The sequence below is a fragment of the Pseudomonas sp. LJDD11 genome, assembly GCF_024584215.1.
In the GTDB taxonomy this organism is placed as follows: domain Bacteria; phylum Pseudomonadota; class Gammaproteobacteria; order Pseudomonadales; family Pseudomonadaceae; genus Aquipseudomonas.
Genome location: NZ_JANJFL010000002.1, coordinates 299,229 through 323,718, shown reverse-complemented (window position 1 = coordinate 323,718; position 24,490 = coordinate 299,229). Strand labels below are relative to the sequence as shown.

Sequence of the window (24,490 nt, the reverse complement as noted above, 5' to 3'; positions counted from 1 at the left end):
AAGGCACGCCCTATCCTTCAGCCACGACCGAAAGTTGTGTTTGCGCGCTGTGAGCACGACGTTCGTTTCGAGCCGATCAGAAACACTTGTGGAGAGAGGATTTGATCGGCGGAGTTGTGTTACGTAGTAATACCTAAGCGGGGCCGGGGATTTTCTTGTGGAGAGAGAGTCTGGCCCCGCTGCTTCATGCCGCATTACTCGAAATCAGATCTTCAGGAACACAGAAAACATCTGGGCGAAGTCGAAAACGAGAAACTCCTGTTTTGAGCTCAGCTCGCAAAACCAGCTCTGCCGGGATCCCGGCACGTTTTAGCCAATACGACACAATTTGCTGCGAGACGACCCTCTCAGGAGTCGACATCTCTTGCGCGAAAAGCACTTGCCCGCCTACCGCCGCTACCGCTTCAGCTAATGCACTGCGCATTTCGAGAACGGGGTCCATAACCACCTCAGAAATGAGAACACGGGCCGAATTTACAGGTAAATTTGTACTCAATCAACAAGGAATCATGTTGGAATATTTACAAAAGGATTTGTACATTGATCAAATGAACGAATCCTCTAAGACCCCCTCCCCTTTAGCAGCCCTGTGTAAGAAGCATCGTCTTGAGCGCAAGCTCACCCAAAGCAAGGTGGCCGAACTGGTGCGCGACCGCCTTCCCGATGGGGAAACTTTCACCCAGCAGACATACGCAGCGTTTGAAAAAGGGGAAACACGCCAGACCCGTTACGCTTTGCAGCTCATTGATGCTTTAGGCATAACAATTGCCGAGCGAGCAGAGATGATGCAAAACGAAGTCCTCAAGGACAGCCCAAAGACAGAAGCTGTCGTAATTGGAGGGCTTGACGTCTGGGACAACAAGACCCCCCTTAACGATGATGAAGTCGAGGTTCCATTGCTCAAGGATGTTGAGCTATCCGCAGGTAACGGGCGGTACGCCGAAGACCAAAGAACCACCACCACCTTGCGTTTTAACAAGCTGACATTGAGGCGCCAAGGAATTGAACCAGCGGACGTGGTCTGTATCGCCGTCTCCGGAAACAGCATGGAACCTGTTCTGCCGCACGGAAGCACCGTGGGAGTTGACCAGGGGAAAACCGGCATCAAGGATGGGGATATCTATGCGATCAGCCACAATGAGCACCTTAGAGTAAAGCTCGTGTACCGACTCCCAGGAGGAGCAGGCATCAGGTTGCGAAGCTTCAACCGAGACGACCACCCAGATGAAGAATACTCAAACGAAAAGATCGATAGCGAAAATATCCTAATTCTGGGACGAGTATTTTGGTACTCCGTCATGAGATAGCAAAGACAACCGAACCAGGCCCGCAATGCGGGCTTTTTTATGGCCAACAATCATTTTACAAATTTGACTGTTGACCTTATTACAAATTATCCAGTAGCCTGCCGCTTGTAATCTCTCTCCACGAGTACAAGCCATGCATACCTCCACTACCCGTAACAAGTGCCAGGTGTTCATACACCCGGCAGCAGCCAATCCCCTCACCATCGCAGCGATCCAGGCCAGCACCGGCCTGGTCGTTCTCGTCAGCCCCAAGCGCCGTACCGCTGTTGCTGCACCGGCCACCAACCCATGGGGAGGTGACGCAGCATGAAACAGATCCTCATCGGCCTCACCGGCTTTGCCCGCACCGGCAAGTCCACCGCTGCCAGCCACCTGGCCACCGAGCACAGCTTCGAAACCTACGCGTTCATGACACCGCTCAAGGAAGGCATCGCGGCGATGTTCAATCTGAGCATCGAAGACATCGAAGGCCCCGGCAAAGAACAGCCTATCGACTGGCTCGGGCGCTCTCCCCGTCAACTGATGCAGTTGCTCGGCACTGAATGGGGCCGCGACATGATCAGCGCCTCAATCTGGCTTGACCTTGCAGAACAGAACCTCGGCAACCTGGCCGAGCTGCACCCCGAAGCACCTGGCTTCGTGATCAGCGATGTGCGGTTCGAGAACGAAGCCGACTTCGTGCGCAAACGCGGCGGCTTGATCGTTCATGTCCAGCGCCCTGACACATCAGCGGTCAACCCGCACGTCAGCGAGCTGGGAGTTGCAGTGCAGCCCTGTGACGTCGTGATCAACAACGACGCGGACTTGGCCGACTTGTTCACGCAACTGGATCGCCTCATCGCGGCCGTGCGCGCTCAAGCACAACACGCTGCCTGAGGCCATCAATGAATCGGAATCTCGACGCAACCGCAGCGGTGCTGGGCATCAAGCCTCGCACCCTGCGGCAGGAACTCCGTAAACGCGGGATCCTGACCCAAACAGGCGATCTCGCCGCCCGGCACGTGGGGCAAGGGAATCTGTTCGCAGATCCTCGCAGCCGATGGAATCCCGCTATCCGAACCTACACCCACTACTCGGTGGTCATGGTCACCGAAGCAGGTGTCTCGTGGGTCGCAAAGCAACTCGGCATCACGATCACAGACAAGTCCAAGGACGGTGCAGCATGACCCAACAGACTGTAATCACCCACACCATCGGAGCTCTGAAACTGGTTCCGATGTACCTGAACCACCCCACCATCGTCAGCCGCGCAACGCTGATAGGGGCCACCAGCGAAGCGCTGGCCATGCTCGAAGGCTTGCCGCCGGTGACTACCGAATTGGCTGAAGTGTTCCGCCTGGTCGACGCAGCAGTGCATGAAGGCCTGACGGCATACGTGACACCGACGCAAAGCCCTGAGACGCCATACGGGGCTGTCGTCGCTGATGACAAAGGCCGTCTGGTCGCCACTGCGGTAGGCAAGTCGGCAGCGGGGCTGGCAGAGCTGATCCGATTGCAGCTAGCCCGGCCCCACCTGGCGGGGGCTGGGGAGGATCGTCAGTGAGCAAGACGCTTGAACTGTTGCGCGGCGAGTTCGCAACTCCATGCCCAACCCTGAGCGCCGTGCGGGAGCGTTACTTCTCGCACCTGAGCAACGACCGCGCCCTGCTCCAGCGGATCAACAAGGGAAAGATCGCCTTGAAGGTCACGCGCACCGGCGGCACCCGCCAAGGCCAGCCTGTCGTGTACCTGAACGACCTGGCCACGTACCTCGACAGCATTGCCGACAAGGCAGCCTAACCACCTGCCGCCGGGCATGAGACCGGCGGCCACAAGAGTATCAGCGTATGCAAAATGAAATCGTCATCACGCTTAGCCTTTATGTCCTGGGCGCCGCACTGCTCGGATACAGCCTGTTCCGCGCCATTACCACAGCACACCGTCGCGGCTTCAACGCTGGGACTGCACTTGCCGCGAAAGTTCATGAACCTCTGATGCAAGCTCAGCAGCGCGCCACCACTGCCGCTTGGTGCCGGCTGGACATGATGAGCGAAGAGCTCGAACGCGACAGACTTTTGATCGCGCAGCTACAAACAGACCAGGCCATGGCCGTAACGGTCAGCCCGCAGGACATCGGCCTGATGATCCAAGTGGCAAACACGGTGGAACTCGCCGAACGCACTTGGGCGCCGATCAAGGGAGCCTCACCCATGGCGCGCAAGGCCCGGACCCTACACGGAAAGCTTGAAGCATTGAACAGCCGCTTGACCGCTGCTGCAACTCAAGCGGCACGGGAGGCCGCATGAACACACATGAACTGATTCACGCCGACTTCGTCCAAGCGCTCCACTGCCGTAACGTCATTCGCGTGCCATTCGCTGACATAACGCACTTCAAAGCTGAGCAGAAGTACGTCGTGGCGTACCACGTCGGCGGCCAGCTGCTGCTGGACACCCCACTGATTGAGCTTGAACGGGTCTACGGTGAACGCCTGGTACGGACCCACCGCAGCGCCTTGGTAGCCCGAGACCGTCTGATCCACTTCCAGAACGAGCGGCCATCGATCCGGGAGTCGGCATACGTGCTACTGCGCGGCCTGGCTGAGCCAATTGCAGTCTCACGCCTGCGCATCGCCGTAGTCCGTGCGGCAGTAGCCCAAATCTTCAACCACCACCAGGCCGGAGAGGCAGCATGACTGAATTCCAACGTGAGGATCGCTACATCGTCGTCAAGCTGAAGCACCTGCGCTCCGCTCAGGGAGCTCCCTTTCCAGACAATAAGATCCACGGGCTGCTCAACTACCTGAGCGCTACAGGCGTGTCACCCATTGAAGACGCTGTAGTGATTGAAGCCGACTGGCCCGAACACGAGCCGGCCCGGCGGATGATAGAGCGGCGTATGACTGGCCAGCCGCCGGCGCTCGACAGGGAGGTGCATCGGTGGCAACTGAAAGGCTTCATCCCCGGAATCGAAGGCGTTTCGAAAGCGATGTTGAGGCCTTGGGTGGTCATGGCCGATGACTTTGATGCCCACGTCGCCAAACTCCAGACCGATCTGATCAATATGCGCGAAGAGCGCGACATCTTCCGGCGCAAGATCGATAACTTCGACAAGACCATCGCAGGCGTGCCCGCACTCGCACGAGCTGAAAAGCTTCAGGCCGAGGTCAAGCGACTGCAGGCTATCACCAGCACATCCATGGGCGTAGGCAACGGCTCCGGCCAACTCATCGTCCACGGCGACTACGACAGCATCAAGGCTGCTCAGCGCATCCTCTGGGAACGTGACGACCTCAAGACGCTGATCGACAACGTCCGCCATGTGTTTTCGGACAACGTCGATGTCCGCGAGCACATCGACGGCCTGCTGGCCAACAGAGCAGGACAAGAATCATGAGCATTCCACGCTGGGTAATGATCAGGCGCGCCTCTGAGCTTACCGGGTACTCCGAAGACGCTATTAGGCACAAGGTGAAAGATGGCACTTGGCCACAAGGCCGGCTCTGGCGAAAAGCGCCCGATGGACGGATTGCTATCAACATGACGGAGTACGACAAGTGGGCCGAGAGCGCACCCCAGGAAGCGGCGTAGAGGCCGAACTGGCAAAGCACAAAGGCATTGAGGTTCACGGCGGCAATCTGCGGATAGCCTTCATGTGGCGCCGGATTCGCTGCCGTGAATCGCTCGGCCTCCCTGTCACCAAAGCCAATATCAAACATGCCGCCCTACTCAGGGCGGCAATTCTTCATGAGATCAGAACAGGGAAGTTCGACTACGCGCGACATTTCCCGAACTCCAAGCACGCCGGGAACTACAGCAGCGCGAAGGACGAACGTCTGGAAGCCCTGCTGGAGCGCTACAAGCCCATCAAAGCCGTCGACATAACACCCATGACCGAAGATCGGTACGGGTATGCGTTGGACATCTGCACAGAACTGGTGGGCAAAGACCGGCTGGCCGGCATCCTTCTGCCGGAAGACATTCAGACGCTCAGGATTCAGCTCATCGAAACCCGCGCCCCATCGACGACGAATCACTACCTGGCCACCTTCGCCGGGTTTCTCACTTGGTGCGAGAGCAACGGCTATTGCAAAGCAGGTCTGGCTGCCGCCTGCACCAGATTCGCCATGAGCGACAAAGACCCTGATCCGCTGACCCGGACAGAGTTTGAACTACTATTGAACAAAGGCTGCCTGCATCCACAGGATAAGGCAGCGATAACGCTCGCCGTATATACCGGCATACGCCCGGGTGAGCTTTGCGCACTGGCTATTGAGGATGTGGACCTCCACGCTGGGACGATTGCTATAACCCGTTCAATCACTGCTGCTAAGACATTCAAGGTACCCAAAACCGGCAAACCCAGGACAGTGATGCTGATGCCACCTGCAATAGAAGCCTGCCGCGTCCTGATCACATATGCTGAGGAAACCAGCCAACAGACGATCCGCATCTACCATAACCGGCACGAGTGGCAAGAAACCGTAGTAACACCTCTGCTAACTCCAAGCACACAAGCTAGGAAAAAATGGATAAATCCATGGTTCGTGCCTACATCATGGAATACCAAGTGGGCAAACATCCAGCGCAGATCCGGGATACGGCCCAGGCGCCCATACCAGACCAGACATACCTATGCATGTTGGTGCTTGACCGCCCGTGGGAACCTTGCATTCGTTGCAAAACAGATGGGCCACAAAGATTTCACCATGTTGGTTGAGGTCTATGCGAAGTGGATGGATGACGAGTCGCCATCCGAGCTACAGCGCATCTGGCACAATATCCAAGCCAGTGGCCGTGACTGAAGCGGGCTAGAGCGTGCGATATGAGGCCTATGCAAAACCGGCCTCAAATTCAACAGCCATTTCTAAACGACCTTGGTAGCGCTCAAGTCTGGCTTCAAAAAGCCTACAGTTCTCGCCAATTCAAGAAGTTGCTCTCCACCTCGAACAGCCTCATCAAAACTAACTGGCGATCTCTGATAGAGAGAAGCACATGCCGCGACTTCCTCAGGACGAAACCTAAAGGACTCGCCCACATACTGCCTCTGCGCCGCAACATGCTCACGAAGTCCAGAGTCGTGACAGACTAACTTTTCCAAAACATCTTCCTGCCACTGCTTATCGGACTCTCGCGCACTCCAACTTAGCTCATCAATTATAGGAAAATGCTGGGAAGCAAATACAGTCATTACAAATGTTGCACATGTCAGCCCTTCACCGAGCTCCCTATTTGCAGAATGATCAGAATCAAAAAAATTAGAGAACCCATTTGAACCAATACCATACTGCACAAGGTTTTGATTTTTTCTCCATACAGTTTTAACAAAACTGACAAGATCTTCAATCTGATGCTCAGAGAAGTTCTCGCACTCGAGAATTGAAAAGCTACCTATACGGCTACTATAATAAGCAGCTGTGTGATTGCACAGCTTAAGATGCCAAGCCAAGTGAATCAACTCAGGATCAGCATTGTCTCTTATATAAAATCCTACATGCCTCTGCTCTTCATCACCAGATATAAGCACAGAAAGCGGCAAGGCCGTATCATCCTTTATATTAAACATCCCATCTCACCTTCAAAACCTAATCAATGCCTCTCAACAAAACACCGCGACTCGGGTCTTCTTGAAGTGACTCAATCACCTTGAATTTATAAAGTCTCCAGTTAACCAAAGATTTTTTCGCCCTTGACGTGGCCCTTAAAAGACTCACCGACAGAGTACTATCTAAAAACTCAACAGAAGCCCCCTCAAGCAACGCGTCTAGCATTGATAAATTTTTCTCTTCGAATGCATCTTCTAAAAAGTCATACATGTAGTCAAGAGCCTTACGCCTAGACTGGCCACGCTCATAAGACTTCATTTTTGTCAGATGCAATCTAGCCTGAATGGATGGAGAAGCAAGCGATGTGCTAGCAGCGGCCTGCGGAACTCCTCCTGTAATATAATGCAAATGATTACGGATACTTGCAATATTCGCAGAGAGCTCAGTTGCACTTAAAGCCTCAGAAGACAAATAAACAACGCCTGACGTCCATCCAACAAATGAACCCGGCACTTTTTTTTCAGGAACGAAAGCACGCTCCTTTACAAAGTTAACTTTGCAACACTTTGAAGCCCAGCCACGGACAAGGTTACTATGCCTCGCCGAATCTTCATCCATGACCGAGGACGCATGATTGTTGATCAACTCTACAGCCTTGCGCGGAATGACATTCGCCAACAACTCTCCGGCACAAGAATCCACCATTGTCATTGGGCCAGGCCTAGCAGCATCAGGAACCGAACCAACAGCACCGGAAGTAGGAAAATACACTCGAAGAGTGCCTTCCACCACTGAAGGATGAATCATATCGCACCGTCCATCATTAGGGCTTTCGATTGCGAAGTTAAATACCGAAGAACCAACTCATTAGATACACCGTCCGGAATATTCATACCGTCAGCGGTATTAATATCAAACTCTAAACGAACCGCATTAGCGGATCCAACCTCACCCGAGGCTCCATCACTCCGAATCTCTAGGACCTTAATCTCAACTGAGGACCACTTCGAAATATTATTAATCTTAACATCTATATCAGAATCCCTCTGACGATTAACCTGTAGATACAGATCTCTCATATCGTCTTCGATGGAAAGAAACGGCAAAAACTCTTTGAGCCTCTCGTATCCTTCACCACGATCAGCTACGGGCAAGAACACCACTCCACCGAAACCAACTCGCGGCGCACTTAAAGAATTAAACTTCGGATATAGCTCTTCAAGAAACTGAAGTACATCAGAAAATCTCCCTGCATCAGGAAAGGGAGATTCTTGCATATCAACCGAATAAACCACATCTAAACGGCCAAGCTGTTTAGTCAGTGTAAGAACGCCATTGCACCATGGCCCCTCTTCGGTTCTAACCCCCTGCGTAGGCTTTTCAGTCACAGTCTCAGGTTCGGAAGACGTCAACGTAGACCATCTGATGGGTGACTCCAAAAGGTCTTGGGGCATATTCAAGAACGAAAGCCTCAAAACTTCAGTTTGCCACGGTCTGTTAACCATAATTATTCCGACTCACTTTTGGTATGAATTTTGCTAAATCATCCTGATAAGCAACCCGTCATTACACAAACGGGCTTCATTACGATAGCACCCTCTGAGCCATACAAGGTAGTGGCAATAAGCCATTCAAGAATCATACTTGATTCCTTCGGTAAATATTCCGGGGTGGCAGCCCGCGACTGCCGCCTCCCCCACGTCAGGCAGTCGATCGAGTAGGCTATGTGTTACGCTCATTCGATAATTGGCAAGTGAATTTCCTTCCTCGATTGAGGCAATTCGCAAATGCCCCAAATTTGCCACAAAAATTTGACGACTATCGCCTAACCCACTGATGAATAAAGCAATTTCAGATATCAGCTCCCACACCCCGATGATGCAGCAGTACTGGAAACTGAAAAACCAGCATCCAGACCAACTCATGTTCTATCGCATGGGCGACTTCTACGAAATCTTCTACGAAGATGCGAAAAAAGCCGCCAAGCTGCTGGATATCACCCTCACCGCCCGCGGTCAGTCGGCAGGTCAAAGCATCCCCATGTGCGGCATTCCCTTCCACTCGCTCGAAGGTTACCTGGCCAAACTGGTCAAACTCGGTGAGTCGGTGGTGATCTGCGAGCAGATCGGCGACCCGGCCACCAGTAAGGGACCGGTAGAACGCCAGGTGGTTCGCATCATCACTCCCGGTACGATCAGTGATGAGGCGCTCCTCGATGAGCGCCGTGACAACCTGCTGGCCGCCCTGCTCGGCGATGAGCGCTTGTTCGGCCTGGCGGTGATGGACATCACCAGCGGTCTGTTCAGCGTCCAGGAGATCAAGGGCTGGGAGAACCTGCTGGCCGAACTGGAAAGGATCAACCCGGTCGAGTTGCTGATCCCCGACGACTGGCCACAGGGCCTGCCGGCAGAAAAACGCCGTGGCGCCAGACGCCGCGCGCCTTGGGACTTTGAGCGTGACACAGCGCACAAGAGCCTGTGCCAACAGTTCGGTACTCAGGACCTCAAGGGGTTTGGCTGCGAAACCCTGACCCTGGCCATCGGCGCTGCCGGCTGCCTGCTCGGTTATGCCAAAGAAACCCAGCGTACCGCCCTGCCTCACCTGCGCAGCCTGCGCCACGAGCGCATGGACGATACAGTGATTCTCGATGGTGCCAGCCGGCGCAACCTGGAACTGGACACCAACCTGGCAGGCGGGCGCGACAACACGCTGCTGTCGGTCATGGACCGCTGCCAGACACCGATGGCGACCCGCATGCTGATTCGCTGGCTGAACCGCCCGCTGCGCGACCTTGGCGTGATCCAGGCCCGCCAGAGCGCGATCGCCTGCTTCCTGGACCGCTACCGCTTCGAAAACCTGCAACCGCAGCTTAAGGAAATCGGTGATATTGAACGCATACTGGCGCGGATCGGCCTGCGCAATGCGCGCCCTCGTGATCTGGCTCGATTGCGCGATGCGCTGAGCGCCCTGCCCGACCTGCAACAGGCGATGGCCGATCTGGAGGCGCCGCACCTGCAAAAACTGGCGGAAACCGCCGGCACTTACCCGGAACTGGCAGACCTGCTGCAACGCGCAATTATCGATAACCCGCCCGCGGTGATCCGCGACGGCGGCGTGCTCAAGACCGGCTACGATGCCGAGCTGGACGAGCTGCAATCGCTGAGCGAGAACGCCGGACAGTTCCTTATTGACCTTGAAGCCCGAGAGAAGGCCCGCACCGGCCTGGCCAACCTCAAGGTCGGCTATAACCGTGTCCATGGCTACTTCATCGAGCTGCCTAGCAAGCAGGCCGAACAGGCACCGGCCGACTACATTCGGCGCCAGACCCTCAAGGGCGCCGAACGCTTCATAACCCCGGAACTCAAGGAGTTCGAAGACAAGGCGTTGTCGGCCAAAAGCCGCGCCCTGGCCAGGGAGAAGATCCTCTACGAAACCCTGCTTGAAGACCTGATCGGCCATCTTGCACCGTTACAGGACACCGCAGCGGCCCTGGCCGAGCTGGACGTCCTGAGCAACCTCGCAGAACGGGCCCTCAATCTGGACCTCAACTGCCCGGACTTCGTCGCGCAACCGTGCATGAAGATCGAGCAAGGCCGCCACCCGGTGGTCGAGCAGGTGTTGTCCAGCCCCTTCGTGGCCAACGACCTGGCACTGGACGACAACACGCGCATGCTGGTGATCACCGGTCCCAACATGGGCGGTAAGTCGACCTACATGCGTCAGACCGCGCTGATTGTCTTGCTGGCCCATATCGGCAGCTTCGTCCCGGCTGCGGCTTGCGAGCTGTCGCTGGTCGACCGGATCTTCACCCGGATTGGCTCCAGTGACGACCTGGCCGGCGGCCGTTCGACCTTCATGGTCGAGATGAGCGAGACGGCCAATATCCTGCACAATGCCACTGACCGCAGCCTGGTGTTGATGGACGAAGTCGGTCGTGGCACCAGCACATTCGACGGATTGTCGCTGGCCTGGGCTGCGGCAGAATGTCTCGCCCAATTGCGCGCCTATACGCTGTTCGCGACCCACTACTTCGAGTTGACCGTGCTGCCCGAGAGCGAGCCGCTGGTCAGCAACGTACATCTCAATGCCACCGAACACAACGAACGGATCGTGTTCCTGCACCGGGTGCTGCCAGGCCCTGCCAGCCAGAGCTATGGCCTTGCCGTGGCCCAGCTGGCCGGCGTTCCGGCGCGGGTCATCAGCCGTGCCAAAGAGCATCTGCAACGCCTGGAAACCACCAGCCTGCCCCACGACCTGCCCAAGGCCAAAGCCGGAAAACCTGCAGCCCCCGTGCAAAACGACCTGTTCGCCAGCCTGCCCCATCCGGTACTTGAAGAACTGGGGCGGATCAAGCCCGATGACCTGACTCCGCGTCAGGCTCTGGACTTATTGTATTCATTGCAAACTCGACTATGACGCGAAGCGTAACAAGCTGTTAGAATCCTGCGCGGTTTTGGGATGCTCTCAGTTTGAATCTGGTCGAGCAGTCATATGAGCCGCGTGAACACGCAGCGAACCAAGGTCAAGCGGCAGGCGGATTCAACCAACCTGCCTTAAGGCCGCTTACCTGCACGTGCTTTCATTCGGCCCGGTGTCATTCCCGAGCCCGGTATCGCTGGCTGACACAGCGATGCTGCCGCCGCCTGAGGAGAAAATTAGAAATGACCTTCGTCGTCACCGACAACTGCATCAAGTGCAAGTACACCGACTGCGTAGAAGTCTGTCCGGTGGACTGCTTCTACGAAGGCCCGAACTTCCTGGTGATTCACCCGGATGAGTGCATCGATTGCGCACTGTGCGAGCCTGAATGCCCGGCCCAGGCCATCTTCTCGGAAGACGAGATCCCGGCTGGCATGGAGAACTTCATCGAGATCAACGCCGAACTGGCAGAAATCTGGCCAAGCATCACCGAACGCAAGGACGCTTTGCCGGATGCTGCCGAGTGGGACGGCAAGACCGGCAAGATCGCCGATCTGGAGCGTTGATTCCAGGGTTCTGCGCGGGCCATTCGCGCAGCGCCTGCCGACACTTTCGGGCAGGCAAAAAAAGGGGCGGTATGACCGCCCACATTTTTTCCATGGTCCATTTGATCCTTTTCATCATCCTGATGAATCGCATCCTGCGATGTCCTTGAGGTGTTCTTCCTTGAGCGCCTGCGCCACTCCGTTGGCACAGTTCAGATACTAGTGATTTTTTCGCTCAGGGCAATGCCCTGAAAACCGGAAACAACCGGCGAAGCTTCACGCCAGAAACCTGAAACCCCATTCAAATCAACAGGATGGGAAACTTCCCAATACTCTATAGCTAATAATCTGCAACCCAGGACTACAACGACTTACAACATGGGTAAGCAATGGATTACACGCCCAGTCATCAGTCGCTGAAAGTGTTGGTTACAGGATAAAAATGCAGACATATAAACGCTATTGTCAGCAATATGTCATAAGAATATGCAGATATGAAAAAGCCGATATCAACATCGGGTTGGTTGATATCGGCTTTTTCGCTCGCCAGCCTAGCGGAACAGGGATTCGCTGGAGAGACCGTTCTTTTCCAGAATCTCGCGCAGACGCTTGAGCCCCTCGACCTGAATCTGCCGCACCCGCTCTCGGGTAAGGCCGATCTCCAGCCCCACATCCTCCAGGGTACTGCTTTCATGACCACGCAGACCGAAGCGGCGGATCACCACCTCACGTTGCTTCTCGGTCAGTTCTGACAACCACTGGTCGATGCTCTGGGAAAGGTCATCGTCCTGCAGCAGTTCAAACGGGTCGGTTGGCCGATCATCGGTGAGGGTGTCGAGCAGGGTCTTGTCCGAATCAGGCCCCAGCGAGACGTCCACAGAGGACACCCGCTCGTTGAGCCCGAGCATGCGCTTGACTTCGCTGACCGGCTTTTCCAGCAGGTTGGCGATCTCTTCCGGGGAAGGCTCGTGATCGAGCTTCTGGGTCAACTCGCGCGCGGCACGAAGATAGACGTTCAGCTCCTTGACCACATGAATCGGCAGACGGATGGTCCGCGTCTGATTCATGATCGCCCGCTCGATGGTCTGGCGAATCCACCAGGTCGCATAGGTCGAGAACCGGAAGCCGCGTTCGGGATCAAACTTCTCAACCGCCCTGATCAGCCCCAGGTTACCTTCTTCGATCAGATCAAGCAGAGACAGACCGCGGTTGACGTACCGCCGGGCAATCTTGACCACCAGCCGCAGGTTGCTCTCGATCATGCGCTTGCGGCCGGCCGGATCACCCTTTTGCGACAGGCGTGCAAAATGGACTTCTTCTTCCGGGGACAGCAAGGGAGAGAAACCGATCTCGTTCAGATACAGCTGGGTGGCGTCCAACGCCCGGGTGTAATCGATGTACTTATGCTGTTTGAGCGACGAGGAAGTTTTGGCCTTGGTGCGAGCCGAGACTGCAGTAGACGGCTGCTTCTCGTCCGACACCTGCTCCAGGACAATGCCAGCGTCCATGAGGAGCACTTCATCATCGATGTCAAACTCCGGCGCCCCGTTGCTAAGAGCCATTGTTATAGTCCTTTGGTGAGTTCGACCTCAAGCTCCAGCGTCGCCTGATCTCCGTGGCAACACTTGAGCCTGTTCCTAATTACGTCAGGAACAGGCTGGCAACACTCAACGGCGCGGCAAAAATTGCAGAGGGTCCACAGGCTTTCCTTGACGGCGAATCTCAAAGTGCAGCTTCACCCGGTCAGTTCCCGTTGACCCCATCTCGGCAATTGTCTGCCCTGCCTTGACTTGTTGTCCTTCCCGTACCAAGAGCCTGCGGTTGTGACCGTAGGCGCTGACGTAGGTATCGCTGTGTTTGATGATGATCAATTCGCCGTAGCCCCGTAATCCACTTCCGGCGTAAACAACAGATCCATCAGACGCTGCCAAAACAGGCTGTCCCAAATCCCCGGCGATATCAATTCCTTTATTCAAACTACCGTTTGATGAAAATTTGCCTATCAACACGCCACTGGCCGGCCATGTCCAGCCGCTCGGCGAACGCTCGGCAACACCGCCCGGAGTGGTTGCCGCAGGCGCAATGACCACTGGCGTGACAGCCACCGGCTTGGAAATGACCGTGGTTTTTACAGAGCCTGAACCACTGCTGGTGGTGGAACTGGAAGTCACCACCGGAGCACGGGTCGTCACGACTGGAGCCGGGTCGGAGCGCCCGTCAAAACGGATTGTCTGACCCGGACGAATGGTGAAAGGCTCGGGGATTCCATTGCGCACCGCCAGAGCCTTCCAGTCCCAGCCATAGCGGAAGGCAATGGAAAACAGGGTATCACCGCGCTTGACCACGTATTGCCCCTTGGTGACCGGCGCCCGTTGCGCGACGGCATTACCGTTGCGATCGACGACGCTCACGCCGCCCGAAGGCGAGCTGGCACAGCCAACCAGCACAACACTGAGCACAACGCCCAGCAGCAGATGCTGAAAACCTGTGGAAGAACCAAGCTGTCGAATGCCCCTATGACTCACCCGCCACTCCCTTTACTGGTGACTGAATTGGAAAGACTTCAATTGTGTCGCAACACCACTGAACCGCCAGTGTAACCATTACGAACGCTAGCCTCTGGTGCACAGCCACCGCTCGCTAGTGCCACCTTGCCACATCCGGGGTGCTGGATAGACCGGTAAGCGCGGGCAGAATTCACTGCGACCACTCACGCCAGCGGTCCATTGAGTAACGGCACAAAGCGCACCGAACCCAGTACGTGTCGGGAAAAGCCGTGTTCCTCACGGATGATCAGCATCAGTTGCTGAACCTCACCCGCCCCAACCGGGATGACCATCCTCCCACCAGGCGCCAATTGATCGAGCAGCGCCTGAGGCACATCAGCGGCCACTGCAGTCACGATGATGCCGTTGTAGGGCGCCAGCGGCGGCCAGCCTTCCCAGCCATCCCCCCAGCGGAACACCACATTGCGCAGATTCAGCTCGACCAGACGCTCTTTGGCACGGTCCTGCAGGACCTTGATCCGCTCGACAGAAAACACCCGTTCAACCAGTTGCGCCAATACCGCCGTCTGGTAGCCCGAACCGGTGCCAATCTCCAGCACCTTGTCCAACGGGCCAGCCTCCAGCAGCAACTCGCTCATGCGCGCCACCATGTATGGCTGGGAGATGGTCTGGTTATGGCCGATCGGCAAAGCCGTATCTTCATAGGCGCGGTGCGCCAGGGCCTCATCGACAAACAGATGCCGGGGCGTCTTGAGGATTACATCCAGTACCCGGGAGTTGCTCAGCCCCTCTTCGTACAGACGCTGGATCAGACGCTCGCGGGTGCGTTGCGAGGTCATGCCGATACCACGGCGCAGCAGATCATCCCTTGAATTCAACGCAGCCCCTCCAGCCAGACGTTCAGGCTGTCGAAACCATCCCGATAGGTGCGATCAAGCTGCAATGGCGTGATCGACACATAGCCCTGCATCACGGCATGAAAATCAGTCCCGGCACCGCCGTCCTCCGCATCTCCGGCGGCTGCAATCCAGTAGCCGGCGCGGCCGCGCGGGTCGACCACCTTGACCGGCGCAGCCGCACGGGCGCGATGCCCCAGGCGGGTCAACTGGATACCGCGTATCCGGTCCAGCGGCAGATTGGGCACGTTCACATTCAGCACCGTACGCGCAGGCAGATCGAGCTGCTCGTGCGCTTCGACCAGCAGGCGCGCGTAATGCGCCGCCGTGGCCAGGTTGTCCGGCTGACGCGACAAAAACGAAAAGGCGATGCTCGGGCGTTGCAGAAACCGGCCTTCCAGCGCAGCGGCCACAGTCCCCGAATACAGCACATCGTCGCCCAGGTTGGCGCCCAGATTGATCCCGGACACCACCATATCCGGTTCGTCCGGCAACAGACCATTAAGGCCCAGATGGACGCAGTCGGTCGGGGTGCCGTTGACGCTGATAAAGCCGTTGGCCAGCACCTGCGGGTGCAGTGGACGATCGAGGGTCAGCGAACTGCTGGCACCGCTCTTGTCCTGGTCAGGGGCGATCACCACGCACTCGGCATAATCCGACAGCGCTGCATACAACGCTGCCAGACCGGGCGCGGCGACCCCGTCATCGTTAGAAATCAGAATACGCATGGGTTATCCGTAAGCCCCACCGGCACCAGATCGACAAGTTCGCGGACCAGTACGGTCGCGAAACATCCAGGCGGCAGGACGAATTCCAGTTGCAGAATGTCAGGCTCGGGATAATGCCACGTCAGACGACCGATGGGCAGTCGCAGGATGCGACGCTCGTGTTCCATTCCCGCCCTTACCAGCCAGTCACGCAATGCCGGCTCCTGCGCAGCCACGCCATTCTCGAGTTCCGCCGTGGCCGCCGCCGCAGGTGAATTACCCTCGCCCCACTGCGGGCCGGTCGGGTGCAGGTCGAGAATCGCCAGCCGCGGGTCGTTGCATTCCTCAGGCCCGGCCGGGAAAAAGCTGCGGCTGTCAGTGAATGCCAGCAAGTCGCCGACCTGGGCGCGGTTCCAGCTGCCGTCGGCGACCCGTGCGGCCAGTACCCGGTTGAACAGATAACTGCGCGCCGTCGACAACAGCCGCGAGCGTACCGCGCGTTGCTCGGGCAACGCCATGCGCTCGGCATATTCACGAGCGTGCGGCAAATTGCCGCCGTCGTGACCAAAGCGCTGGGCACCGAAGTAGTTGGGAATACCCTGCGCGGCAATGGCCTGCAAACGTTTGTCCAAGGCCACCTTGTCGGCATTGAGCGCAGTCAGACGCAAGGTGAAACCGTTGGCCGAGTGGGCACCGCGCTGTAATTTGCGCCGATGCCGGCCGCGCTTGAGGATCGCCAGGCTGGCATCCTCTGCGCCAGCCAGATCAGGGTCAGCCTTGCCCGGCAACTGGATACTGAACCACTGGCGGGTCAGCGCCTGGCGATCCTTGAGGCCGGCATAACTGACCGTGCGCAACGGCACGCCCGCAGCCCGCGCCAGACGACGCGCAGCGTCCTCGGTGTTCAGCTCACGCTTCTCGACCCACAGCCACAGGTGTTCGCCATCGCCAGACAACGGGATGTCCAGCACTTCATCGACCTGGAAATCTTCGGCCACCGCCTTGAGTTGCGCGGTGCCCAGCGCATCGCCATAAGCCCGCGGGCCAAGCAGTTCGAGTTCGGTCATGCGCGCAACAACAACGCGACGGCATGCACCGCGATGCCTTCTTCACGGCCGACGAAGCCGAGTTTTTCCGTGGTAGTGGCCTTGACGTTGACCTGATCGAGATCGACCTGCAAGTCCTGGGCAATCAGCTCGCGCATGGCCTGGATATGCGGGGCCATCTTGGGCGCCTGGGCAACGATGGTGGCGTCGACATTGGCGACCTTCCAGCCCTTCTCCCCGACCAGCTTGATCACATGACGCAGCAGCACGCGGCTGTCGGCGCCCTTGAACTGCGGGTCGGTATCCGGGAAGTGCTTGCCGATATCGCCCAGCGCTGCTGCACCCAGCAGAGCATCGCTCAGGGCGTGGAGCAGGACATCGCCATCGGAATGTGCCAACAGGCCGAAACCGTGTGCTATCCGCACGCCGCCCAAGGTAATGAAATCGCCTTCGGCGAAACGGTGCACATCGTAGCCATGGCCTATACGCATAGAAAAACGCCCCGATAAAAGTCAGGGCGAGATTCTACCTGCTTTGGCAGACCTTGGGGCGGCCTGTCAGTAGGCTTTGAGGGCCGTCGCGTGATGGCGCAGGTGTTCTTCGATGAAGCTGGCGATGAAGTAGTAGCTATGGTCATAGCCAGGCTGCATGCGCAGGTTCAGCGGATGTCCGGCGGCCTTGGCAGCCTGTACCAGCGCCTCGGGCTTGAGCTGGTTGACCAGGAAATCATCACGGTCGCCCTGGTCGACCAGGATTGGCAGCTTCTGCGTGGCCTGGGCCAACAGCAGGCTGGCATCCCACTCGCGCCAGCGCGAGCGGTCTTCGCCCAGGTAACGCGAAAAGGCCTTCTGCCCCCACGGGCAATCCACCGGGTTGCTGATCGGTGAAAAGGCCGAGACCGACTGGTAGCGACCCGGATTGCGCAGCGCGCAGACCAGCGCACCGTGACCACCCATTGAGTGGCCGCTGATACCACGGGCCTGGGAAGCCGGAAAATGCTCTTCGATCAACGCGGGCAGTTCATCGACCACGTAATCGTACATCCGGTAGTGCCGGGCATATGGCTGCTCGGTGGCGTTGAGATAAAAACCGGCGCCCAGACCGAAATCCCAGGCCCCATCCGGGTCACCGGCAACATCCGGCCCGCGCGGACTGGTATCCGGCGCCACGATGATCAACCCCAGCTCGGCGGCCAGGCGCTGGGCACCGGCTTTCTGCATGAAGTTCTCGTCAGTGCAGGTCAGCCCCGACAGCCAGTATAGAACCGGCAGCTTGCCACCCTGTTCGGCCTGCGGCGGCAGATAGACCGCGAACACCATGTCGCAGCCCAGCGCCTTGGAGTGATGCTTGTAACGCTTGTGCCAGCCGCCGAAGCTTTTCTGGCAGGAGATATTTTCCAGACTCATGGAGCCTCCAGCTATAAACCTCAAGCTACAAGCGGCAAGCAAGAGCGAACTCCACTTGCTGCTTGAAACTTGCAGCGCTCTTAGAAGTGGACGACGGAACGGATGCTCTTGCCTTCATGCATCAGTTCAAACGCATGGTTGATCTCGTCCAGGCCCATGGTGTGGGTGATGAACTTGTCCAGCGGGATTTCGCCGGTTTCCGACTTCTGCACATAGGACGGCAACTCGGTACGGCCTTTCACGCCACCGAAGGCCGAACCACGCCATACCCGACCGGTCACCAACTGGAACGGACGGGTGGAGATTTCCTGGCCAGCGCCGGCAACACCGATGATCACCGACTCGCCCCAGCCCTTGTGGCAGCATTCCAGCGCGGCGCGCATCAGGTTGACGTTGCCGACGCACTCGAAGGAGTAATCCACGCCGCCATCGGTCAGCTCGACGATGACTTCCTGGATCGGACGCTCGTGATCCTTTGGATTGACGAAATCGGTGGCTCCCAGCTCACGGGCGATGTCGAACTTGGCCGGGTTGATGTCGATGGCGATGATGCGCGAGGCCTTGGCCATCTTGGCGCCGATGATCGCCGCCAGACCGATGCCGCCCAGACCGAAGATGGCTACGGTGTCGCCTTCCTTGACCTTGGCGGTGTTGAGCACCGCACCGATACCGGTGGTCACGCCGCAACCCAGCAGGCAGACCTTCTCCAGCGGCGCCTCCTTGGGGATTTTGGCCAGGGAGATTTCCGGCAGCACGGTGTACTCGGAGAACGTCGAGCAGCCCATGTAGTGGTAGACCGGCTCGCCGTTGTAGCTGAACCGGGTAGTGCCGTCAGGCATCAGGCCCTTGCCCTGAGTGGCACGCACCGCCTGGCACAGGTTGGTCTTGCCGGAGGTGCAAAACTTGCACTTGCCGCACTCGGCGGTGTACAGCGGAATGACGTGATCGCCCACCTGCAGCGAGGTGACACCCTCACCCACCGCCTCAACGATACCGCCACCCTCGTGACCGAGAATGCACGGGAAGATGCCTTCAGAGTCCTGACCCGACAGGGTGTAGGCATCGGTGTGGCAGACGCCGCTGGCCACGACACGCACCAGCACTTCGCCAGCACGAGGCGGCTGGACATCGACTTCAACGATACGCAGAGGTTCGTTAGGGGCGAAAGCTACAGCGGCACGCGACTTGATCATGCGGTTCTCCTTTGGAGGCTTTATGGGCTTGAAGGGTAAAAAATGATTTCAGCAGTGTATTACAGGCTGCTGTGGTGAATAATCGGACCAAAGCAAAACATTATTGCCATACAGGGATAATCAATGTTCGCCAGCGGTTGGGAAGGAATGGACGAATTCGTTGCGGTTGCCGAATGCGGGCAGTTCACCGCCGCCGCACAGCGCATGGGCGTCTCGTCGTCACACATCAGTCGGCAGATCGTGCGCCTGGAAGAGCGCCTGCAAACCCGCTTGCTGTATCGCAGCACCCGGCGCGTGGCGCTGACCGAAGCCGGCCAGACATTTTTGCAGCACTGCCAGCGCTTGCAGGACGGCCGCGAGGAAGCCTTGCGCGCGGTGAGTGACTTGACCAGCGAGCCCAAGGGCTTGCTGCGCATGACCTGCGCCGTTGCTTACGGCGAGCGCTTCATCGCACCGTTGGTGACACGCTTCATGGAGCAGTATCCGCAGTTACGCATTGATATCGAATTGTCCAACGACACGCTGGATCTGGTTCACGAGGGCCTGGACCTGGCGATCCGCCTCGGGCGCTTGCAGGATTCACGACTGGTGGCTGCACGCCTGGCACCGCGACGCATGTATCTGTGCGCTTCACCGTCCTACCTGGAGCGCTATGGCCGACCGCACAGCCTGTCGGAGCTCAACCGCCATAACTGCCTGATCGGCAGCAGCGACACCTGGCTGCTGCAATACAACGGTCGGGAGTTTTCACAACGGATCCAGGGTAACTGGCGTTGCAACAGCGGTCAGGCGGTGCTGGACGCCGCCTTGAATGGCATGGGGTTGTGTCAGTTGCCGGACTATTACGTGCTGGAGCACTTGCAAAGCGGTGCGCTGGTGTCGCTACTTGAAGCGCACCAGCCGCCCAATACCGCGGTGTGGGCGCTGTATCCGCAGCAACGCCACCTGTCGCCGAAAGTGCGCAAGCTGGTGGATTACCTCAAGCAGGGGTTGGCGCAGCGTAAAGAATATGTGGGCGGGGGTCAGTAGGAGCGGCTTTAGCCGCGAATTAACATTTGGCATTTAAAGAGATGGAAAATCTTGCCTAGCGGTGGCTGGGCTGCAGGTTTCGCCCTGCTGGGCGAGTTCCTTTGTCTTGACAAAGGAACCAAACCGCTTGCTCCGGTCTTGGCCTGCGCCAATCGTCGCGTTCGGCGTCGCCTATGCCATCTCGGCTCGAAGATCAAAATCAACGGCAACGGCAACGGCAACGGCAACGGCAACGAGCTCAAGCCAAACGCGCGCTAGGCAAAAGTGACCCGCTGTAAAAGCGCAAAGGTGACTAACACCCACCACCGCAGCGGCGAATGTACACCGCTCAAGGCTCTTTCAAGCCCCACCAAACGAGCGCCGCTGCCGCAACCACTCCAGATCTTCCGGCCGCGTGACCTTGATATTGTCCGACCGCCCCTCGACCAACCGCGGCGCCTGCCCGGCCCACTCAATAGCCGAAGCTTCATCGGTAATTGCAGCGTGAGCCACCAGGCTGTCAGCCAAAGCCCGATGCAAAGTGCCCAGGCGAAACATCTGCGGCGTATACGCCTGCCAGATCAAACTGCGGTCCACGGTTTCCGTCACCCGCCCCTGGTCATCAGCGCGCTTAAGCGTATCGCGCGCTGGCACCGCCAACAGACCACCCACCGGGTCATCGGCCAGTACCGACAGCAAGTTATCCAGGTCGCCACGCGACAGATTAGGCCGCGCCGCATCATGCACCAACACCCAATCGTCATCGTCAGCACCCTGCGCATGCAGATGCAACAACGCATTGAGCACCGAATCGGCCCGTTCCTTGCCGCCATCGACACGCTGGACGCGTGAATCCAGCGCGCAGGGCAAGGCCGGCCAGTAGGGATCATCCGCCGCCAGGCTGATCACCAGCCCCTTGAGGCGAGGATGATCGAGAAAACACAGCAGGCTGTGTTCAACAATAGTCAGAGCGCCCAATTGCAGGTACTGCTTGGGACGGTCAGCTGCCATGCGGGCACCCACACCCGCTGCAGGAATAACTGCCCAGAAGGCAGGCAATACGCTAGTCATCAGCTTACTCAGCGAGCCAGTTGATAGAGGGTTTCGCCGTCCTTGACCATGCCAAGCTCGTGACGGGCACGCTCTTCGACGGTTTCCAGGCCCTTCTTCAACTCCATGACCTCCGCGTCCAGAACCCGGTTGCGCTCCAGCAGGCTTTCATTCTCGGCCCGCTGCTCTTCAATCTGTTTGGTCAGGCTGGCGACTTGCGCAAGGCTGCCATTACCCACCCAAAGTCGATATTGCAGACCGCCCAGCAACAGCAGAAGGACAAGAAACAACCAGTAAGGACTGCGCATTGAAATATCAGTTACCCGGTAAGAAGACGGCAGAGCCAACACATGGGTGCCTCTAGAAACGTAGGTGAGGCAGCCAGCGAAAGGCAAAAACAGGCAAGCAAGCGGAGTTTACGGGTTGTAAATGAGCATTGTGAGCCTGTTTTTAACGCAGCGATGGCAACGCAGCTAGTTTTTAGAGGTGCCCACATGCGACAAACAGCATTGAGCCTGACAGATGCCAGGCTCAATACATTACAACGTTGGCCAAGGCCCGCACAGGTTGCCTGCGGGTCTTGCCGTTTTAACACTTATGGCTCAACCGCGAAACTCTGCACGACCGCGGTACACAGCCTTGGAACCCAGTTGCTCTTCGATGCGCAGCAGCTGGTTGTACTTCGAAACGCGGTCGGAGCGGCACAGCGAGCCGGTCTTGATCTGGCCAGCAGCAGTGCCCACGGCCAGGTCGGCAATGGTCGAGTCTTCGGTTTCACCGGAGCGGTGCGAGATCACTGCGGTGTAACCGGCGGCCTTGGCCATCTGGATGGCTTCCAGGGTTTCGGTCAGCGTGCCGATCTGGTTGAACTTGATCAGGATCGAGTTACCGATACCCTTCTCGATGCCTTCCTTGAGGATCTTGGTGTTGGTCACGAACAGGTCGTCGCCAACCAGTTGCACCTTGGCACCGATCTTGTCAGTCAGGATCTTCCAGCCAGCCCAGTCAGACTCGTCCAGACCGTCTTCGATGGAAATGATCGGGAAACGTTCAGTCAGACCTTTGAGGTAGTCAGCAAAACCTTCGGCGTCGAACGACTTGCCTTCACCGGACAGGTTGTACTTGCCGCCTTCATAAAACTCGCTGGCCGCGCAGTCCAGTGCCAGGGTCACGTCGGTGCCCAGCTTGTAGCCGGCTTTTTCAACGGCTTCGGCGATGGCGCTCAGGGCGTCTTCGTTGGACGTCAGGTTAGGGGCGAAACCACCTTCGTCACCGACGGCAGTGTTCAGGCCACGAGCCTTCAGCACGGCTTTGAGGTGATGGAAAATCTCGGTGCCGATGCGCAGCGCGTCGGAGAAGGTCTTGGCGCCAACCGGCTGAACCATGAATTCCTGGATATCGACGTTGTTATCAGCGTGCTCACCACCGTTGATGATGTTCATCATCGGCACCGGCAGCGAGTACTGACCCGGCGTGCCGTTGAGGTTGGCGATGTGCGCGTAAAGCGGCAGGTCCTGATCCTGGGCAGCGGCCTTGGCAGCAGCCAGGGACACCGCGAGGATGGCGTTGGCACCCAGGGTGGCTTTGTTCTCAGTACCGTCCAGCTCAATCATGGCGCGATCCAGAGCTTTCTGGTCTACCGGATCTTTGCCCAGCAGCAGGTCGCGGATCGGACCATTGATATTGGCAACGGCTTTCAGAACGCCTTTGCCCAGGTAACGGCTCTTGTCGCCATCACGCAGCTCAAGCGCTTCACGCGAGCCGGTTGAGGCACCGGACGGCGCACAGGCCGAACCGATGATGCCGTTGTCGAGCAGTACATCTGCTTCCACGGTGGGGTTGCCACGGGAGTCGAGAACTTCACGACCTTTGATGTCGACGATTTTTGCCATTGTTGTAAACACTCCGGGATAGACGAGAACGACACAGCAGTAAAAACGATACACAGCGGGCGAAAAACAGTCAGGCCCGATGGTGGCCCGGCGTCTTGACAGGCAAGACCACCGGGCACGGCACTTTACCGGAAACCGCTATCAGGCGGTTTCGACAGAGGCGAAACTTTTCACCAGATCGTCAAGCGCCTTGAGCTGGGTGAGGAACGGCTCAAGCTTGTTCAGGCGCAAGGCACATGGACCATCACACTTGGCCTGATCCGGATCCGGGTGGGCTTCCAGAAACAGCCCCGCCAGGCCCTGAGACAAACCGGCCTTGGCCAGTTCCAGAACCTGGGCGCGACGGCCGCCGGCGGAATCGCTGCGACCGCCCGGCATTTGCAGGGCATGGGTCACGTCGAAGAACACCGGGTATTGGAACTGCTTCATGATGCCGAAGCCGAGCATGTCCACGACCAGGTTGTTATAGCCGAAGCTCGAACCGCGCTCGCAGAGAATCAGTTGCTCGTTACCCGCTTCTTCACATTTGGTCAGGATGTGTTTCATTTCCTGAGGCGCGAGGAACTGGGCCTTCTTGATGTTGATCACCGCGCCAGTCTTCGCCATCGCCACGACCAGATCGGTCTGGCGCGACAGGAAAGCAGGCAACTGGATGATGTCGCAGACCTCGGCGACAGGAGCCGCTTGATGCGGCTCGTGCACGTCAGTGATGAGCGGTACGTTGAAGGTGCGCTTGATCTCTTCGAAGATGCGCAGGCCTTCTTCCAGGCCAGGGCCACGGTACGAGTTGACCGACGAACGATTGGCCTTGTCGAAACTGGCCTTGAACACGTACGGGATGCCGAGTTTCTCGGTCACCCGCACGTACTCTTCACAGATCTGCATGGCCAGGTCACGGGACTCGAGCACGTTCATGCCGCCAAACAACACCATAGGCTTGTCGTTGGCAATCTCGATGGAACCGACGCGGATGGTTTTCTGAGCCATGTA

General features: G+C 57.7%; 29 protein-coding genes. 13 read left to right on the top strand and 16 right to left on the bottom strand.

What is annotated here, in order from left to right:
* Nucleotides 1–184: 184 nt before the first annotated feature.
* On the bottom strand, nt 185–424 hold the full coding sequence (locus NRB16_RS29555; RefSeq protein WP_373568430.1) for a YdaS family helix-turn-helix protein: 240 nt from the start codon (nt 422–424) through the stop codon (nt 185–187).
* An 85-nt stretch (nt 425–509) separates the two neighbouring features.
* Here NRB16_RS29555 and NRB16_RS04040 point away from each other — a divergent pair, with 85 nt between their 5' ends.
* The 10 genes from NRB16_RS04040 (at nt 510) to NRB16_RS03995 (ending at nt 6,090) form a co-directional block, all read left to right on the top strand.
* The gene (locus NRB16_RS04040; RefSeq protein WP_257105518.1) at nt 510–1,307 is read left to right on the top strand and encodes a S24 family peptidase; all 798 of its coding nucleotides are present in this window, start codon (nt 510–512) and stop codon (nt 1,305–1,307) included.
* A gap of 133 nt (nt 1,308–1,440) precedes the next feature.
* Complete coding sequence (locus NRB16_RS04035) at nt 1,441–1,617, top strand: hypothetical protein (protein ID WP_257105517.1); 177 nt, start codon at nt 1,441–1,443, stop codon at nt 1,615–1,617.
* Nucleotides 1,614–2,183 carry a deoxynucleotide monophosphate kinase gene (locus NRB16_RS04030; RefSeq protein ID WP_257105516.1) on the top strand — a complete coding sequence of 190 codons (570 nt, stop codon included), beginning with the start codon at nt 1,614–1,616 and terminating at the stop codon, nt 2,181–2,183. Before NRB16_RS04035 ends, NRB16_RS04030 begins: the two co-directional genes overlap by 4 nt.
* Before the next feature lie 8 nt (nt 2,184–2,191).
* Entirely contained in the window at nt 2,192–2,473 is a 282-nt protein-coding gene (locus NRB16_RS04025; protein WP_257105515.1) for a phage antirepressor KilAC domain-containing protein, read from the top strand.
* Entirely contained in the window at nt 2,470–2,850 is a 381-nt protein-coding gene (locus NRB16_RS04020) for a hypothetical protein (RefSeq protein WP_257105514.1), read from the top strand. The genes NRB16_RS04025 and NRB16_RS04020 overlap by 4 nt, the downstream gene beginning before the upstream one ends.
* Nucleotides 2,847–3,086: a pyocin activator PrtN family protein gene (locus tag NRB16_RS04015; RefSeq protein ID WP_257105513.1), complete on the top strand. Its 240-nt coding sequence runs from the start codon at nt 2,847–2,849 to the stop codon at nt 3,084–3,086. The genes NRB16_RS04020 and NRB16_RS04015 overlap by 4 nt, the downstream gene beginning before the upstream one ends.
* Nucleotides 3,087–3,133: 47 nt before the next feature.
* On the top strand, nt 3,134–3,592 hold the full coding sequence (locus NRB16_RS04010) for a hypothetical protein (RefSeq protein WP_257105512.1): 459 nt from the start codon (nt 3,134–3,136) through the stop codon (nt 3,590–3,592).
* Nucleotides 3,589–3,981 carry a LytTR family DNA-binding domain-containing protein gene (locus NRB16_RS04005; protein WP_257105511.1) on the top strand — a complete coding sequence of 131 codons (393 nt, stop codon included), beginning with the start codon at nt 3,589–3,591 and terminating at the stop codon, nt 3,979–3,981. Before NRB16_RS04010 ends, NRB16_RS04005 begins: the two co-directional genes overlap by 4 nt.
* Nucleotides 3,978–4,682: a hypothetical protein gene (locus NRB16_RS04000; RefSeq protein ID WP_257105510.1), complete on the top strand. Its 705-nt coding sequence runs from the start codon at nt 3,978–3,980 to the stop codon at nt 4,680–4,682. The genes NRB16_RS04005 and NRB16_RS04000 overlap by 4 nt, the downstream gene beginning before the upstream one ends.
* 160 nt (nt 4,683–4,842) lie before the next feature.
* Nucleotides 4,843–6,090, top strand: coding sequence for a site-specific integrase (locus NRB16_RS03995; protein WP_257105509.1), 1,248 nt, complete (start codon nt 4,843–4,845; stop codon nt 6,088–6,090).
* Nucleotides 6,091–6,152: 62 nt separating this feature from the next.
* On the opposite strand, the gene NRB16_RS03990 is transcribed toward NRB16_RS03995, so the two are convergent.
* Genes NRB16_RS03990 through NRB16_RS03980 form a run of 3 tightly spaced genes read right to left on the bottom strand, consistent with a single transcriptional unit; the run spans nt 6,153 to nt 8,291 of the window.
* Nucleotides 6,153–6,851, bottom strand: coding sequence for a hypothetical protein (locus NRB16_RS03990; RefSeq protein ID WP_257105508.1), 699 nt, complete (start codon nt 6,849–6,851; stop codon nt 6,153–6,155).
* Between the two features lie 19 nt (nt 6,852–6,870).
* Nucleotides 6,871–7,638: a hypothetical protein gene (locus NRB16_RS03985; protein WP_257105507.1), complete on the bottom strand. Its 768-nt coding sequence runs from the start codon at nt 7,636–7,638 to the stop codon at nt 6,871–6,873.
* Complete coding sequence (locus NRB16_RS03980) at nt 7,635–8,291, bottom strand: hypothetical protein (RefSeq protein ID WP_257105506.1); 657 nt, start codon at nt 8,289–8,291, stop codon at nt 7,635–7,637. The genes NRB16_RS03985 and NRB16_RS03980 overlap by 4 nt, the downstream gene beginning before the upstream one ends.
* A 388-nt stretch (nt 8,292–8,679) precedes the next feature.
* Between NRB16_RS03980 and mutS the strand changes: the two genes are divergently transcribed.
* Both mutS and fdxA read left to right on the top strand, forming a co-directional pair.
* Nucleotides 8,680–11,247: a DNA mismatch repair protein MutS gene (gene mutS, locus NRB16_RS03975; RefSeq protein WP_257105587.1), complete on the top strand. Its 2,568-nt coding sequence runs from the start codon at nt 8,680–8,682 to the stop codon at nt 11,245–11,247.
* A 245-nt stretch (nt 11,248–11,492) separates the two neighbouring features.
* Nucleotides 11,493–11,816 carry a ferredoxin FdxA gene (fdxA, locus tag NRB16_RS03970; RefSeq protein ID WP_045488752.1) on the top strand — a complete coding sequence of 108 codons (324 nt, stop codon included), beginning with the start codon at nt 11,493–11,495 and terminating at the stop codon, nt 11,814–11,816.
* 530 nt (nt 11,817–12,346) lie between these two features.
* Here fdxA and rpoS read toward each other — a convergent pair.
* The 8 genes from rpoS to NRB16_RS03930 all read right to left on the bottom strand — a co-directional run bounded on the left by rpoS (nt 12,347) and on the right by NRB16_RS03930 (nt 19,550).
* Nucleotides 12,347–13,357 carry an RNA polymerase sigma factor RpoS gene (rpoS, locus tag NRB16_RS03965; RefSeq protein WP_045488748.1) on the bottom strand — a complete coding sequence of 337 codons (1,011 nt, stop codon included), beginning with the start codon at nt 13,355–13,357 and terminating at the stop codon, nt 12,347–12,349.
* Between the two features lie 105 nt (nt 13,358–13,462).
* Nucleotides 13,463–14,320: a peptidoglycan DD-metalloendopeptidase family protein gene (locus tag NRB16_RS03960; protein WP_257105505.1), complete on the bottom strand. Its 858-nt coding sequence runs from the start codon at nt 14,318–14,320 to the stop codon at nt 13,463–13,465.
* A gap of 185 nt (nt 14,321–14,505) precedes the next feature.
* Nucleotides 14,506–15,141: a protein-L-isoaspartate(D-aspartate) O-methyltransferase gene (locus tag NRB16_RS03955; protein ID WP_045494436.1), complete on the bottom strand. Its 636-nt coding sequence runs from the start codon at nt 15,139–15,141 to the stop codon at nt 14,506–14,508.
* A 35-nt stretch (nt 15,142–15,176) separates the two neighbouring features.
* Nucleotides 15,177–15,926 carry a 5'/3'-nucleotidase SurE gene (surE, locus tag NRB16_RS03950; RefSeq protein WP_045488742.1) on the bottom strand — a complete coding sequence of 250 codons (750 nt, stop codon included), beginning with the start codon at nt 15,924–15,926 and terminating at the stop codon, nt 15,177–15,179.
* A complete protein-coding gene (gene truD, locus NRB16_RS03945; protein WP_045488739.1) occupies nt 15,914–16,972 on the bottom strand; it encodes a tRNA pseudouridine(13) synthase TruD in 1,059 nt (352 codons plus the stop codon). The genes surE and truD overlap by 13 nt, the downstream gene beginning before the upstream one ends.
* Nucleotides 16,969–17,442, bottom strand: a complete 474-nt coding sequence (gene ispF / locus NRB16_RS03940) for a 2-C-methyl-D-erythritol 2,4-cyclodiphosphate synthase (RefSeq protein WP_045488736.1) — start codon at nt 17,440–17,442, stop codon at nt 16,969–16,971. Before ispF ends, truD begins: the two co-directional genes overlap by 4 nt.
* A gap of 66 nt (nt 17,443–17,508) precedes the next feature.
* The gene (fghA, locus tag NRB16_RS03935; RefSeq protein ID WP_257105504.1) at nt 17,509–18,357 is read right to left on the bottom strand and encodes an S-formylglutathione hydrolase; all 849 of its coding nucleotides are present in this window, start codon (nt 18,355–18,357) and stop codon (nt 17,509–17,511) included.
* Nucleotides 18,358–18,437: 80 nt separating this feature from the next.
* Nucleotides 18,438–19,550 carry an S-(hydroxymethyl)glutathione dehydrogenase/class III alcohol dehydrogenase gene (locus NRB16_RS03930; RefSeq protein ID WP_045488731.1) on the bottom strand — a complete coding sequence of 371 codons (1,113 nt, stop codon included), beginning with the start codon at nt 19,548–19,550 and terminating at the stop codon, nt 18,438–18,440.
* A gap of 123 nt (nt 19,551–19,673) precedes the next feature.
* Between NRB16_RS03930 and NRB16_RS03925 the strand changes: the two genes are divergently transcribed.
* Nucleotides 19,674–20,579 (top strand): LysR substrate-binding domain-containing protein, encoded by a 906-nt coding sequence (locus NRB16_RS03925; protein ID WP_257105503.1) that lies wholly within the window; start codon nt 19,674–19,676, stop codon nt 20,577–20,579.
* Between the two features lie 339 nt (nt 20,580–20,918).
* Here the strand turns inward: NRB16_RS03925 and ispD are convergent, their stop codons facing one another.
* The 4 genes from ispD to kdsA all read right to left on the bottom strand — a co-directional run bounded on the left by ispD (nt 20,919) and on the right by kdsA (nt 24,487).
* The gene (gene ispD, locus NRB16_RS03920) at nt 20,919–21,629 is read right to left on the bottom strand and encodes a 2-C-methyl-D-erythritol 4-phosphate cytidylyltransferase (RefSeq protein WP_045488726.1); all 711 of its coding nucleotides are present in this window, start codon (nt 21,627–21,629) and stop codon (nt 20,919–20,921) included.
* Nucleotides 21,630–21,637: 8 nt separating this feature from the next.
* The gene (gene ftsB, locus NRB16_RS03915) at nt 21,638–21,916 is read right to left on the bottom strand and encodes a cell division protein FtsB (protein ID WP_045488725.1); all 279 of its coding nucleotides are present in this window, start codon (nt 21,914–21,916) and stop codon (nt 21,638–21,640) included.
* 294 nt (nt 21,917–22,210) lie between these two features.
* Nucleotides 22,211–23,500, bottom strand: coding sequence for a phosphopyruvate hydratase (eno, locus tag NRB16_RS03910; protein WP_045488724.1), 1,290 nt, complete (start codon nt 23,498–23,500; stop codon nt 22,211–22,213).
* A gap of 141 nt (nt 23,501–23,641) precedes the next feature.
* Nucleotides 23,642–24,487, bottom strand: a complete 846-nt coding sequence (gene kdsA, locus NRB16_RS03905; RefSeq protein WP_045488722.1) for a 3-deoxy-8-phosphooctulonate synthase — start codon at nt 24,485–24,487, stop codon at nt 23,642–23,644.
* Nucleotides 24,488–24,490 lie beyond the last annotated feature (3 nt).

Excerpts from the sequence above, each read along its gene's own strand:
- NRB16_RS29555 (WP_373568430.1), bottom strand. The coding sequence starts at position 424 with ATGCGCAGTGCATTAGCTGAAGCGGTAGCGGCGGTAGGCGGGCAAGTG.
- NRB16_RS04040 (WP_257105518.1), top strand. The coding sequence starts at position 510 with ATGTTGGAATATTTACAAAAGGATTTGTACATTGATCAAATGAACGAA.
- NRB16_RS04035 (WP_257105517.1), top strand. The coding sequence starts at position 1,441 with ATGCATACCTCCACTACCCGTAACAAGTGCCAGGTGTTCATACACCCG.
- NRB16_RS04030 (WP_257105516.1), top strand. The coding sequence starts at position 1,614 with ATGAAACAGATCCTCATCGGCCTCACCGGCTTTGCCCGCACCGGCAAG.
- NRB16_RS04025 (WP_257105515.1), top strand. The coding sequence starts at position 2,192 with ATGAATCGGAATCTCGACGCAACCGCAGCGGTGCTGGGCATCAAGCCT.
- NRB16_RS04020 (WP_257105514.1), top strand. The coding sequence starts at position 2,470 with ATGACCCAACAGACTGTAATCACCCACACCATCGGAGCTCTGAAACTG.
- NRB16_RS04010 (WP_257105512.1), top strand. The coding sequence starts at position 3,134 with ATGCAAAATGAAATCGTCATCACGCTTAGCCTTTATGTCCTGGGCGCC.
- NRB16_RS04005 (WP_257105511.1), top strand. The coding sequence starts at position 3,589 with ATGAACACACATGAACTGATTCACGCCGACTTCGTCCAAGCGCTCCAC.
- NRB16_RS04000 (WP_257105510.1), top strand. The coding sequence starts at position 3,978 with ATGACTGAATTCCAACGTGAGGATCGCTACATCGTCGTCAAGCTGAAG.
- NRB16_RS03990 (WP_257105508.1), bottom strand. The coding sequence starts at position 6,851 with ATGTTTAATATAAAGGATGATACGGCCTTGCCGCTTTCTGTGCTTATA.
- NRB16_RS03985 (WP_257105507.1), bottom strand. The coding sequence starts at position 7,638 with ATGATTCATCCTTCAGTGGTGGAAGGCACTCTTCGAGTGTATTTTCCT.
- fdxA (WP_045488752.1), top strand. The coding sequence starts at position 11,493 with ATGACCTTCGTCGTCACCGACAACTGCATCAAGTGCAAGTACACCGAC.
- rpoS (WP_045488748.1), bottom strand. The coding sequence starts at position 13,357 with ATGGCTCTTAGCAACGGGGCGCCGGAGTTTGACATCGATGATGAAGTG.
- NRB16_RS03955 (WP_045494436.1), bottom strand. The coding sequence starts at position 15,141 with ATGACCTCGCAACGCACCCGCGAGCGTCTGATCCAGCGTCTGTACGAA.
- surE (WP_045488742.1), bottom strand. The coding sequence starts at position 15,926 with ATGCGTATTCTGATTTCTAACGATGACGGGGTCGCCGCGCCCGGTCTG.
- truD (WP_045488739.1), bottom strand. The coding sequence starts at position 16,972 with ATGACCGAACTCGAACTGCTTGGCCCGCGGGCTTATGGCGATGCGCTG.
- ispF (WP_045488736.1), bottom strand. The coding sequence starts at position 17,442 with ATGCGTATAGGCCATGGCTACGATGTGCACCGTTTCGCCGAAGGCGAT.
- fghA (WP_257105504.1), bottom strand. The coding sequence starts at position 18,357 with ATGAGTCTGGAAAATATCTCCTGCCAGAAAAGCTTCGGCGGCTGGCAC.
- NRB16_RS03930 (WP_045488731.1), bottom strand. The coding sequence starts at position 19,550 with ATGATCAAGTCGCGTGCCGCTGTAGCTTTCGCCCCTAACGAACCTCTG.
- NRB16_RS03925 (WP_257105503.1), top strand. The coding sequence starts at position 19,674 with ATGTTCGCCAGCGGTTGGGAAGGAATGGACGAATTCGTTGCGGTTGCC.
- ispD (WP_045488726.1), bottom strand. The coding sequence starts at position 21,629 with ATGACTAGCGTATTGCCTGCCTTCTGGGCAGTTATTCCTGCAGCGGGT.
- ftsB (WP_045488725.1), bottom strand. The coding sequence starts at position 21,916 with ATGCGCAGTCCTTACTGGTTGTTTCTTGTCCTTCTGCTGTTGCTGGGC.
- eno (WP_045488724.1), bottom strand. The coding sequence starts at position 23,500 with ATGGCAAAAATCGTCGACATCAAAGGTCGTGAAGTTCTCGACTCCCGT.
- kdsA (WP_045488722.1), bottom strand. The coding sequence starts at position 24,487 with ATGGCTCAGAAAACCATCCGCGTCGGTTCCATCGAGATTGCCAACGAC.